The organism is Bradyrhizobium sp. 63_E2_N1_3 (genome assembly GCF_052076005.1).
GTDB classification, from domain to species: Bacteria; Pseudomonadota; Alphaproteobacteria; order Rhizobiales; family Xanthobacteraceae; genus Bradyrhizobium; species Bradyrhizobium barranii.
In genome coordinates this window covers 8,772,496-8,783,850 of record NZ_CP197235.1, presented here as the reverse complement: position 1 = coordinate 8,783,850, position 11,355 = coordinate 8,772,496, and the positions used below count along the sequence as shown (strand labels likewise).

The window sequence follows — 11,355 nt, the reverse complement described above, 5'->3', positions numbered from 1 at the left end:
GTCGGTATTTTGCGGTGCAGTATACGCGATCTTGCGTATGCTTGCGCTGCACAAATTCGAGCCATCCTCACGGCACCAATCGCGTGTCCTCGAACAAAAGTGGGGTGCTCATGTCAGACGAAGCAAACAAGGGCCTGTTGTCGCCGCTCCGGCGCAAACTATTGATGGGAATGGCCGCCGTGCCGGCCATTACGATGCTGCCGCGGGCCTCTTTCGCGCAGGCTCCGGCGACCTCGGCGATCAACACGACGGGCCTGGCGGTCACCGACACCGAGGTGACGGTCGGCATCCTGCACTCGGCGACCGGCACCATGGCCATCTCCGAGACCGGCTCGATCGAGGCCGAAAAGCTCGCCATCGAGCAGATCAACGCCATGGGCGGCGTGCTCGGGCGCAAGATCAAGTTCATCCAGGAAGACGGCGCCAGCGATTGGCCGACCTTTGCGGAGAAGGCCAAGAAGCTGCTCGTCAACGACAAGGTCGCGGCGATCATGGGCTGCTGGACCTCGGCATCCCGCAAGGCGGTGCTGCCGGTCATGGAGCAGTACAACGGCATGCTCTATTACCCGACCTTCTATGAGGGCCTCGAGCAGTCCAAGAACGTGATCTACACCGGCCAGGAGGCCACCCAGCAGATTCTCGCCGGCCTGAACTGGATCGCCAAGGAAAAGGGCGCCAAGTCGTTCTTCTTCATCGGCTCCGACTACATCTGGCCGCGCACCTCGAACAAGATCGCACGCAAGCACGTCGAGAATGTGCTGAAGGGCAAGGTCGTCGGCGAGGAGTATTATCCGCTCGGCAACACCCAGTTCAACTCGGTCATCAACAAGATCAAGCTGACCAAGCCCGACGTGATCTTCACCGACGTCGTCGGCGGCTCGAACGTGGCGTTCTACAAGCAGCTCAAGGCCGCCGGCATCGACCTTTCGAAACAGGCGCTGCTGACGATCTCGGTGACCGAAGACGAAATCGACGGCATCGGCGGCGAGAACATCGCGGGCGCCTATGCCTGCATGAAGTACTTCCAGTCGCTCGATAATCCCAACAACAAGACCTTCGTGCCCGCGTTCAAGAAGATGTGGGGCGAAAAGACCGTGATCGGAGACGTCACCCAGGCTGCCTATCTCGGCCCGTGGCTGTGGAAGTTGACGGTGGAGAAGGCGGGCTCGTTCGACGTCGACAAGATCGCGGCGGCCTCGCCCGGCGTCGAGTTCAAGGGTGCGCCGGAAGGCTATGTCCGCATCCACGAAAACCATCACCTCTGGTCGAAGACCCGGGTGGGACGCGCCAAGCTCGATGGCCAGTTCGAGCTGATCTACGAGACCGCCGATCTCGTCGAGCCGGATCCGTTCCCCAAGGGTTACCAGTAAGTCGCGACGTCGCTCGCGCCTTTCCTCAACACCAAGCCGCTCCCTGGCGTGGACCGCAAATCCACGCCCAAGACCCCCGCGTCGCGAACCTGCTCGCGACGCGGGACCTTATCCCCGACGGAGGACATCGATGTTCGGCGACTATTCGCTTGGTGATCTTGGCTCCATCTTCGTCATGCAGGGTTTTGCGGGACTGATCCTGTTCTCGGTCTACGTCCTGATGGCGCTCGGGCTTGCGATCATCTTCGGCCAGATGGGCGTCATCAACATGGCCCATGGCGAGTTCATGATCCTCGGGGCCTACGTCACCTGGATGACCTCGAATTTCTTCCAAGCCTATCTGCCAAGCCTGTTCAGCGGCTATTTCTTCCTGGCGATGATCCTGGCCTTCGTCGCATCCGGCGCCCTGGGAATGCTGGTGGAGTGGGTGCTGATACGGCATCTCTACAAGCGTCCGCTCGACACGCTGCTGGCGACCTGGGGCCTCAGCCTGATGCTGCAGCAGGCCTATCGCTCCGTGTTCGGCGCGCGCGAGGTCGGCGTCGAGCTCCCGCAATGGATGCTCGGATCGCTGCACGTCACGGACAGCATCGAGGTGCCGATCAACGGCGTCTTCGTGATGTGCCTCACTGTGCTGATCACCATCGGCGTCGCCTATGTCATGTACAAGTCGCGCTGGGGCCGCCAGGTTCGCGCCGTCGTGCAGAACCGCATCATGGCCGGAGCCGTCGGCATCAATACCGAAAAGGTCGATCGCTACACCTTCGGTCTCGGCTGCGGCATCGCCGGTGTCGCCGGCAGCGCCTTTACGATGATCGGCTCCACCGGGCCAACTTCCGGACAGCTCTACATCGTCGACACGTTCCTGGTGGTCGTGTTCGGCGGCGCCGCCAGTTTGGTCGGCACCATCGCCTCGGCCTTCTCGATCTCGCAGACGCAATCCACCCTCGAGTTCTTCATGTCGGGCTCGATGGCGAAAGTGCTGACGCTGCTTGCGGTTGTCGGAATCCTGATGCTGCGGCCGCAAGGGCTGTTCGCCCTCAAGGTCCGCAAGTGAGAAACTGGGGCTGATGCAATGACCGACAATCGTTTCTTCAATCGATCGGAGTTCATCGGAATTCTGGTGCTCGCGGTCTTCCTGGTGGTGGTCCTGCCGCTCACACTTGATGTCTTCAGGCTCAATCTGGTCGCGAAATACCTGACCTATGCCTTCGTCGCGCTGGGGCTGGTGATCTGCTGGGGCTATGGCGGCATTCTGAGCCTCGGTCAGGGCGTGTTCTTCGGGCTCGGCGGCTACTGCATGGCGATGTTCCTCAAGCTCGAGGCGTCAAGCGTGGAGAACACCAAGATCCAGTCGACGCCCGGCATTCCCGATTTCATGGACTGGAATCAGATCACCGCGCTGCCGCTGTTCTGGAAGCCATTCAGCAGCCTCACCTTCACGATCGCCGCCATCATTCTCGTGCCTGGCATCTTCGCCCTCATCATCGGCACCGCGATGTTCAAGCGCCGGGTCGGCGGCACCTACTTCGCCATCATCACCCAGGCGGTCGCGGCCATCCTCACCATCCTGATCGTGGGACAGCAGGGCTACACCGGCGGAATCAACGGCATGACCGACCTGCGGACGTTGAAGGGCTGGGACATCCGGCCCGACCACGCCAAGATCGTGCTGTACTTCTTTGAAGTCGGGCTTCTGTTCGCCTGCATCATGATCGCGCAGTTCGTCCGGCACTCCAAGCTCGGGCGTATCCTGGTCGCGATGCGCGAGAAGGAGGATCGGGTCCGCTTCTCCGGCTACAGCGTCGCGAATTTCAAGATCTTCGCCTTCTGTATTGCCGCCGTGTTCGCCGCGATCGGGGGCGCCATGTTCGCGCTCAATGTCGGCTTCATGTCGCCGTCCTTCGTCGGCATCGTGCCGTCGATCGAAATGGTGATCTACACGGCGGTCGGCGGCCGGCTTTCGATCCTCGGCGCGGTCTACGGCACGCTGCTGGTCAACTTCGCCAAGACCAGCCTGTCGGAAACCTTCCCCGAATTGTGGCTGTTTGGCCTCGGCGGATTGTTCATCGCCGTGGTGCTGGCCTTCCCGAACGGTCTCGCCGGGATCTGGGGCGACTACGTGCAGCCGCGCATCGATCGCCTGATCTCGTCGCGCAAACCGAAACCTGACGGCTGGACCGACAGCTCGGTCGCCGACGGCGCCCCGGCGGAGTGAGGAGGTCATCATGCTCGTAGGTCACCACGATGCCGATGCCACGCTGGCAGTGAGGAGATAGATCATGCTCGTCGGTCATCAGCCCAAGGAATTCCTGCTCGCCGTCGAAGCACTGACCGTGTCGTTCGACGGGTTCAAGGCGGTCAACGATCTCTCGTTCTACGTCGACGAGAACGAGATCCGTGTCATCATCGGTCCCAACGGCGCCGGCAAGACCACCGTGCTCGACCTGATCTGCGGCAAGACCAAAGCAACGTCGGGTTCGATCCAGTTCCGTGGCAAGGAGCTGACGCGGATGAAGGAAAACGAGATCGTCAAGACGGGCGTCGGCCGCAAATTCCAGAACCCGTCGATCTACGACGATCTCACGGTGTTCGAGAATCTGGAGATCTCCTATCCGCGCGGCCGCTCGGTGTTCGGCGCGCTGACCTTCACCCGCGACGCCGCCGTGCGCGACCGGGTGCACGAAGTCGCCGAAATGATCTTCCTGAAGGATCGGCTCAACGTGAACGCCGATCTGCTCAGCCACGGCCAGAAGCAGTGGCTCGAAATCGGCATGCTGCTGATCCAGGATCCGGATCTGCTGATGCTCGACGAGCCCGTCGCGGGCATGAGCGTGTCCGAACGCGCCAAGACCGCCGAGCTGCTCAACCGCATCATCAAGAACCGCTCGGTGCTGGTGATCGAGCACGACATGAAGTTCGTCGAGGACATCGCGCACAAGGTCACCGTGCTTCACCAGGGGCAAATCCTCTCCGAGGGCACCATGGAGAAGGTGAAGAACGACCCCAAGGTCGTCGAAGTCTATCTGGGCCATTAAAGGAGACGCGACGATGCTGGCTATTTCCGATCTTCACGTCGCCTACGGCCAGAGCGAGGTGCTGCACGGGCTCAACGTCAAGGTCGCCGCGAACGAGATCGTTGCGATCATGGGCCGCAACGGCATGGGCAAGACCACGCTGATGAAATCGCTGATGGGCATTCTCCCCGCCAAAAGCGGCTCGGTGACCATGGACGGTGCCGAGCTCGGCGGTCTGCCGAGCTACGAGCGCGTCGCAAAGGGCCTCGCCTATGTGCCGCAGGGCCGCATGATCTTCTCGACCATGACGGTGAAGGAGAACATCGAGACCGGCCTCGTCGTCTCCGGCGGGACCGAAGTGCCGGCCGACATCTACGAATTGTTTCCGGTGCTGCTGGAAATGAAGGGCCGCCGCGGCGGCAATCTCTCCGGCGGACAGCAGCAACAGCTCGCCATCGCCCGCGCGCTCGCGACCAAGCCGAAGGTGTTGCTGCTGGACGAACCGACCGAAGGCATCCAGCCGTCGATCATCAAGGACATGGCGCGCACCTTGAAGCGCATCCGCGACGAAAAGGGGCTCTCGATCGTGGTGTCGGAGCAGGTCCTGAGCTTCGCGCTCGATATCGCCGACCGCGTGCTGGTGATCGAGAACGGCGAGATCGTGCGCGACGATCCGCGCGACGCCGTCGATGCCGCGCAGGTCTCGAAATATCTGTCTGTCTAACCAACCGTGTAGAAAGGGGAGCATCTCGATGCCAGAGACACTGATCAAGGTCGATCTCACCAAATCGGCTTACGATAATGACATGGTGCACAACCGCTGGCACCCCGACATCCCGATCGTGGCCTGGGTCAATCCCGGCGACGATTTCATTATCGAGACCTATGACTGGACCGGCGGCTTCATCAAGAACAACGATTCCGCCGACGACGTGCGCGACATCGATCTTTCGATCGTGCATTTCCTCTCCGGCCCGATCGGCGTCAAGGGCGCCGAGCCCGGTGATCTCCTCGTCGTCGACCTGCTCGACGTCGGCCCGATGAAGGAGAGCCTTTGGGGCTTCAACGGCTTCTTCTCCAAGCAGAACGGCGGCGGCTTCCTGACCGACCATTTCCCGCTGGCGCAGAAGTCGATCTGGGACATCAAGGGTCTCTACACCTCGTCGCGTCACGTGCCCGGCGTCAACTTCGCAGGCCTGATCCATCCCGGCCTGATCGGCTGTCTGCCTGATCCGAAGATGCTGGAGACCTGGAACAAGCGTGAGGCCGAGCTGATCTCGACCAACCCCACCCGCGTGCCCGGCCTCGCCAACCCGCCGTTCGCGGCGACCGCCCATGGCGGCCGCGCCAAGGGCGATGTGAAAGCCAAGATCGGTGCGGAAGGTGCGCGCACCGTGCCGCCGCGCGAGCACGGCGGCAATTGCGACATCAAGGATCTCTCCCGCGGCTCGAAGATCTACTTCCCGGTCTACGTGCCGGGCGCCGGTCTCTCGATGGGTGACCTGCATTTCAGCCAGGGCGACGGCGAGATCACCTTCTGCGGTGCCATCGAAATGGCCGGCTGGTTGCATCTGAAGGTCGAGGTGATCAAGGACGGCATGGCGAAGTACGGCATCAAGAACCCGATCTTCAAGCCGTCGCCGATCACGCCGAACTACAAGGACTATCTCATCTTCGAGGGCATCTCGGTCGACGAGGCCGGCAAGCAGCACTATCTCGACGTCCACATCGCCTATCGCCAGGCCTGCCTCAACGCGATCGAGTATCTGAAGAAGTTCGGCTACTCCGGCGCCCAGGCTTATTCGATCCTCGGCACCGCGCCGTGCCAGGGCCACATCTCCGGCGTGGTCGACGTTCCCAATGCCTGCGCCACGCTGTGGCTGCCGACCGAGATCTTCGACTTCGACGTGATGCCGTCGGCGGCAGGACCCATCAAGCACATCACGGGCGATATCCAGATGCCGATCTCGCCGGACAAATAGTCTCCCTGCGCGACGGGATGCGGGACGGCGCGTATCTGCCGCCCCGCATCCGCCGCGGGAATTCTCTCACAGGCAACAGCGTAGGGATGATGCGATGCCGGTCTATGAATATCTCTGTGACGACTGCGGTCCGTTCAAGGATTTGCGCCCGATGGCGGAATGCGACGATCCGCAAAACTGCCCACACTGCGAGACGATGGCGCCCCGCGTCATTCTGACCGCACCGAATTTCTTCTGCATGCCGGCGGACAAGCGCAAGGCGCACGCCGTCAACGAGCGCAGCTCGCACGCGCCGCAGACGCTCGCCCAATACAAGGCCTCGCACGGCCCGGGTTGCGGCTGCTGCTCCACGGGCAAGACCGTGAAGGACAAGAGCTCGACCGACAAGAAAAAGCCCGCGCGGCTGATGACCAAGACCAGGAGCGGCGCCAAGGGCTTTCCGACCGCGCGCCCCTGGATGATCAGCCACTAACTCGGTCGCTCGATCGACGGCAACCTCAAACGAATAAAAGACAGGAGCGCTCAAAATGCTTCACGGTGACATTTCCAGCAGCAACGACACCGTCGGTGTTGCAGTGGTGAACTACAAGATGCCCCGCCTGCACACCAAGGCCGAGGTGCTCGACAACGCCCGCAAGATCGCCGACATGCTGGTGGGCATGAAGGCGGGCCTACCCGGCATGGATCTCGTGATCTTCCCGGAATACTCGACCCAGGGCATCATGTACGACTCCAAGGAGATGTACGAGACGGCCTCGGCGGTGCCAGGTGAAGAGACCGCGATCTTCGCGGAGGCCTGCCGCAAGGCCAAGGTCTGGGGCGTGTTCTCGCTGACCGGCGAACGCCACGAGGAGCATCCGCACAAGGCGCCCTACAACACCCTGATCCTGATGAACGACAAGGGTGAGATCGTCCAGAAGTACCGCAAGATCATGCCATGGGTGCCGATCGAGGGCTGGTATCCCGGCAATTGCACCTATGTCTCCGACGGCCCGAAAGGGATGAAGGTCAGCCTGATCATCTGCGACGACGGCAACTTTCCGGAGATCTGGCGCGACTGTGCCATGAAGGGCGCCGAATTGATCGTGCGCTGCCAAGGCTACATGTATCCGGCCAAGGAGCAACAGGTCATGATCTCCAAGGCGATGGCGTGGGCCAACAACGTCTATGTCGCCGTCGCCAACGCCGCCGGCTTCGACGGCGTCTATTCCTACTTCGGTCACTCCGCGATCATCGGCTTCGACGGCCGGACGCTCGGCGAGTGCGGCGAGGAGGACTACGGCATCCAATATGCCCAGCTGTCGAAACATCTGATCCGCGATGCGCGCCGCAACGGCCAGTCGCAGAACCATCTCTACAAGCTGGTCCACCGCGGCTACACCGGCATGATCAATTCCGGCGAAAGCCCGCGCGGCGTCGCGGCCTGCCCCTATGATTTCTACAAGAACTGGATCGCCGACCCGGAAGGGACGCGGGACATGGTCGAGGCGATGACCCGTTCGACGCCGGGGACGGAGGAATGTCCGATCGACGGCATCCCGAATGGGTCGGCGGCGAGCAATTACTGAGCTATTGCGGACGGCGCGCTTGCCATTCATGCGAATGCGCCGGGGAAGGGGCACGGGGCGCGGCCCTGGATGATCAGCCAAGATGTGAACAGCTGTACATGGAACGGACATTCTGACGCATGGGCGCATGCGCGGGGTAGGAATTGAGCCCGGCAAAACCGTGGCTCGGTTGCAACATGAGTTGTTGAATCTGCCCAAGTTGCGGTCCCGTTGGCTGATTCTCGAGGAACCGTAGTTCTACCGGCCAGCCTCATGGCCTAAGTTCCTCGCGGCGCCGCTGGGGAGCGCCGCGGGTGAGGGGAAGAGCGTGGGGGCTTGGTTGCCATCGAGCGGGCGGGGTTGCTCGCGTCGTGCCACCGCTGTTCGCGCGGCATTCTGGATCGGCCTCGCCTTGAGCGCGGCGGCGGCGGCGAGCCCCGCAGCAGCGCAGCAAATCTTCAACGGGTCGCAGACCACGCCGAACGGCGCCGTCAACGGCGGAGGCGGCGTCTGGGACGCCACCACCACGAATTGGACGGACGTCTTCGGTTCGACCAGCACTGCTTACGATCCCTCGTCAGTCGGCACGGTGTTCGGCTACTCGGGAGTCTCGACGCCGGCAAGCGGTGGCACGGTGACGGTTACGCCAGGCGGCGTGCAGCTCACCAGCCTCGTGGGCTTCGACCTCACCGGCGACGGTTCTGTCTACACCATTCAGGGCGGCGATCTCAGGCTAGCCTCCGGGGGGACGACGTTCTTCACCAACGATGTCACCGGCACGACAGACCCATCGGCCGTCATCGCCTCGCGCATCACCGGCAGTGGTGGCATCTCCGTGCAGGGACCCGGCATCCTGGCGCTGCTGGGCGCCAACACCTATACCGGCGACACTTTCATCTGTTCGTGCGCAGCGCTGCAGCTCGGTGACGCCACCCACACCGCGAGCATCATTGGCGCCGTTAACAACGAGGGCCTCTTCAATATCGTCAATGCCGATACATCGGGAATTACATCGCTCCTGAACGCTATCTCCGGCACGACGATGTTCCTCAACGCGACCTCCGCCAGCTCTATGGTGATCACCAATAACGGCCAGCTGTACTTCGGTGATCCGCTCGGGGGCGGCACCGACACCGCCACGGCCGGCCGGGCGACCATCATCAATGACGGCGGCTTGACCGGCTTCTTTGGCCGGACCAATGCGGGCACGGCCAACATCACCAACCAGAATGGCGGCGGCACCGCATTCCTCGATCAATCCTCGGCGGGCTCCGCGACCATCGTGAACAAGGATTTCAGCGGGACCGTGTTTGGTACGCTGTCCGGGTCCGATACTGCGACCGCCGGCAATGCAACCATTATCAACGAGGCCGATGGCCTGACCAATTTCGGTGCGTTCACGACGGCCGGCAACGCCACGATCATCACCAAGGACGGTGGCAAGACCGAGTTCTTCGATAATTCCACCGGCGGCAATGCGCGCTTCATCACCACCGGCACAGGCGTCGTCGATTTCGGGATCAGCCTCGGCCCGAACGGCGACGGCCGCATCACGGCCGGTTCGATCGAAGGCAATGGCACCTACTATATCGGTGGCGGCAACACGCTCGTCGTCGGCAGCAATAACCGCTCCGCGCTGGTTGATGGCGTCATCGGCGACTACGATCCCTGCGGGTGTGGTTTCATCGGCTCCGGCTCGCTGGAAAAGGTCGGCAGCGGAACGCTGATCCTCTCCGGCACAAACACTTACACCGGTACGACGACGGTGAATGGCGGCATCCTGCGGGTTGATGGCGACATCTCGCAATCGAGCCTGACCACCGTGAATGCCGGCGGTGCGTTGTTCGGCGCCGGGATTGTCGGCAACACCGTTATCGCCACCGGTGGCATCTATGCGCCCGGCGACGGCGGCCCGGGCTCAAGCATGCAGGTCCAGGGCGATCTCACCTTGCAGCCCGGCTCGGTCTATGTTGTGCAGGCCGGTAGTGGATTCAGCACGAGCCATGCGCTCGTCAGCGGCAACGTCACGCTGGACGGGACCGTGGGTGTCGCGCTGTATCCCGGCAGCAAGATAATGCAACACTACTCGATCATGCAGTTTTTCGGCAGCGCCACCGGTAATTTCGCCGACGTTGCCGCGCCGGGTGGCCTAGTCGGCACGACGACGGTCGGGTCAAACGAAGTGTTCCTCGATTTCACGCTGAACTATGGCGCGAAATACGCGCTCAACATCAACCAGCAGAACGTCGCCACGACGCTTCAGAATTTCTTCAACACCAATGGCTTCCTTCAAGCCGAATTCGCGGGCCTCGGCCCCAACGGCCTGACCCAGGCCTCCGGCGAACCGGCAACGGGGTCGCAACAGACGACCTTCAATGCGATGAACCTGTTCCTCGGCCTCTTGACCGATGTGTTCGGCTCGGGACGCAGCGGCACATCAGGTGCGACGCCCTATGCCGACGAGCCGAGCGCGAATGCCTATGCCGCGACCGGCAAGGGCGGGCGTGACAAGAACGCGCGCGACGCCTTCGCCTCGATCTACCGCAAGGCACCGGCCGCAACCTTCGAGCAGCGCTGGGATGTGTGGGCGGCCGGCTATGGTGGCTCGCAGACCACCGACGGCAATGTCGCGCTCGGTTCGAACAACACCACCAGCAGTATCTATGGTACTGCCGTCGGCCTCGACTATCGCTTCTCGCCGTCGACGATCGCCGGCTTTGCGCTTGCCGGCGGTGGAACCGGCTTCAACGTCAACGGGCTCGGCTGGGGCCGCTCCGACCTGTTCCAGGCCGGCGCCTTCGTTCGTCACACGGCAGGACCTGCCTATATCACGGCGGCACTGGCCTATGGCTGGCAGGACGTCACGACCAACCGCATCGTCACGGCCGCCGGCGTCGATCAGCTGCGGGCGCAGTTCAACGCAAATGCGCTCTCGGGCCGTGTCGAGGGCGGTTACCGCTACGCTACGCAGTGGATCGGCCTCACGCCCTATGCTGCGGCCCAGGCCACCCTGTTCAGCCTGCCGAACTATTCGGAGTTCGCGGTGGTCGGCAACAGCACCTTCGCGCTCAACTATGCCGCCAAGGACGTGACCAGCACCCGCACCGAGCTCGGCCTGCGCGCCGACAAATCATTCGCCGCGGCCGGTGGCCTGATGACCCTGCGCGGCCGCGTCGCCTGGGCGCATGATTACAATCCGGACCGCACCGTCGGCGCGGTGTTCCAGACCCTGCCGGGATCGGCCTTCGTCGTGAACGGTGCGGCGCAGGCGCGCGATTCCGCGCTGACCACGGCGGCGGTGCAGATGAACTGGATGAACGGCTGGTCTGCGTCGGCGACCTTCGAGGGCGAGTTCTCGAACGTCACCCGCTCCTACGCCGGCAAGGGCGTCGTGCGCTACGCGTGGTAGAGCGTTGCCACCCTCCCCTGGAGGGGGAGG

9 protein-coding genes are annotated in these 11,355 nt (G+C 62.7%); all 9 read left to right on the top strand.

Features of this window, described 5'->3' with window-relative positions:
• The first annotated feature begins 110 nt into the window (after positions 1 to 110).
• The 9 genes from urtA to AB7531_RS41725 all read left to right on the top strand — a co-directional run bounded on the left by urtA (position 111) and on the right by AB7531_RS41725 (position 11,325).
• On the top strand, positions 111 to 1,370 hold the full coding sequence (gene urtA, locus AB7531_RS41765) for an urea ABC transporter substrate-binding protein (RefSeq protein WP_063980003.1): 1,260 nt from the start codon (positions 111 to 113) through the stop codon (positions 1,368 to 1,370).
• A gap of 130 nt (positions 1,371 to 1,500) precedes the next feature.
• Positions 1,501 to 2,427, top strand: a complete 927-nt coding sequence (gene urtB, locus AB7531_RS41760) for an urea ABC transporter permease subunit UrtB (RefSeq protein ID WP_063980002.1) — start codon at positions 1,501 to 1,503, stop codon at positions 2,425 to 2,427.
• A gap of 18 nt (positions 2,428 to 2,445) precedes the next feature.
• A complete protein-coding gene (gene urtC, locus AB7531_RS41755; protein WP_028155261.1) occupies positions 2,446 to 3,588 on the top strand; it encodes an urea ABC transporter permease subunit UrtC in 1,143 nt (380 codons plus the stop codon).
• Between the two features lie 64 nt (positions 3,589 to 3,652).
• Positions 3,653 to 4,408, top strand: coding sequence for an urea ABC transporter ATP-binding protein UrtD (urtD, locus tag AB7531_RS41750; protein ID WP_011083791.1), 756 nt, complete (start codon positions 3,653 to 3,655; stop codon positions 4,406 to 4,408).
• A 13-nt stretch (positions 4,409 to 4,421) separates the two neighbouring features.
• A complete protein-coding gene (urtE, locus tag AB7531_RS41745) occupies positions 4,422 to 5,111 on the top strand; it encodes an urea ABC transporter ATP-binding subunit UrtE (RefSeq protein ID WP_063980001.1) in 690 nt (229 codons plus the stop codon).
• Positions 5,112 to 5,139: 28 nt separating this feature from the next.
• A complete protein-coding gene (gene fmdA / locus AB7531_RS41740; RefSeq protein ID WP_063980000.1) occupies positions 5,140 to 6,369 on the top strand; it encodes a formamidase in 1,230 nt (409 codons plus the stop codon).
• A gap of 94 nt (positions 6,370 to 6,463) precedes the next feature.
• Complete coding sequence (locus AB7531_RS41735) at positions 6,464 to 6,841, top strand: FmdB family zinc ribbon protein (protein WP_063979999.1); 378 nt, start codon at positions 6,464 to 6,466, stop codon at positions 6,839 to 6,841.
• Between the two features lie 55 nt (positions 6,842 to 6,896).
• On the top strand, positions 6,897 to 7,937 hold the full coding sequence (locus AB7531_RS41730; RefSeq protein ID WP_063979998.1) for an aliphatic amidase: 1,041 nt from the start codon (positions 6,897 to 6,899) through the stop codon (positions 7,935 to 7,937).
• Positions 7,938 to 8,328: 391 nt separating this feature from the next.
• On the top strand, positions 8,329 to 11,325 hold the full coding sequence (locus AB7531_RS41725) for an autotransporter outer membrane beta-barrel domain-containing protein (protein WP_063979997.1): 2,997 nt from the start codon (positions 8,329 to 8,331) through the stop codon (positions 11,323 to 11,325).
• Positions 11,326 to 11,355: the final 30 nt, after the last annotated feature.

Bases quoted from the DNA above. Each gene is read 5' to 3' on its own strand.
- urtC (WP_028155261.1), top strand. From the start codon at position 2,446: ATGACCGACAATCGTTTCTTCAATCGATCGGAGTTCATCGGAATTCTG.
- urtE (WP_063980001.1), top strand. From the start codon at position 4,422: ATGCTGGCTATTTCCGATCTTCACGTCGCCTACGGCCAGAGCGAGGTG.
- urtB (WP_063980002.1), top strand. From the start codon at position 1,501: ATGTTCGGCGACTATTCGCTTGGTGATCTTGGCTCCATCTTCGTCATG.
- AB7531_RS41730 (WP_063979998.1), top strand. From the start codon at position 6,897: ATGCTTCACGGTGACATTTCCAGCAGCAACGACACCGTCGGTGTTGCA.
- AB7531_RS41735 (WP_063979999.1), top strand. From the start codon at position 6,464: ATGCCGGTCTATGAATATCTCTGTGACGACTGCGGTCCGTTCAAGGAT.
- fmdA (WP_063980000.1), top strand. From the start codon at position 5,140: ATGCCAGAGACACTGATCAAGGTCGATCTCACCAAATCGGCTTACGAT.
- urtD (WP_011083791.1), top strand. From the start codon at position 3,653: ATGCTCGTCGGTCATCAGCCCAAGGAATTCCTGCTCGCCGTCGAAGCA.
- urtA (WP_063980003.1), top strand. From the start codon at position 111: ATGTCAGACGAAGCAAACAAGGGCCTGTTGTCGCCGCTCCGGCGCAAA.